This is a genomic window from Pseudomonas sp. SIMBA_041, assembly GCF_046535095.1.
GTDB lineage: Bacteria > Pseudomonadota > Gammaproteobacteria > Pseudomonadales > Pseudomonadaceae > Aquipseudomonas > Aquipseudomonas mucoides.
On record NZ_JAWRXJ010000061.1, the window covers coordinates 1 to 401 of the forward strand.

Genomic DNA, 401 nt, shown 5'->3' on the forward strand with positions numbered 1-401 from the left:
GATCACGCGCGCCATCGCACGTATTGCCGCCGGCCTGCAGGACTGCCTTTACCTCGGGAACATGTCGGCGCTGCGCGACTGGGGCCACGCGCGCGATTACGTCGAGATGCAGTGGCTGATGCTGCAGCAAGAGCAACCTGAAGACTTCGTTATCGCGACGGGGGGTCAGTACAGCGTGCGGGACTTCGTCAAGCAGGCGGCTGCCGAGCTCGGTATTACCGTGAGATTCGACGGCGAAGGCGTTGACGAGGTCGGCATCGTCGACAAGGTGGAAGGCTCGGAGGCAAAAGTGAAGCCCGGCGCCGTGATCGTGCGTGTCGATCCGCGCTATTTCCGCCCGACCGAGGTCGAGACGCTGTTGGGCGACCCCACCAAGGCACATGAAAAGCTGGGCTGGAAGC

The 401-nt window shown here is 63.3% G+C and carries 1 protein-coding gene; it reads left to right on the top strand.

Annotation, left to right across the window (positions count from 1 at the left end; genetic code table 11):
* Positions 1–401: GDP-mannose 4,6-dehydratase (locus SB725_RS30225; protein ID WP_410923027.1), on the top strand; the 401-nt coding region annotated here is incomplete at both ends.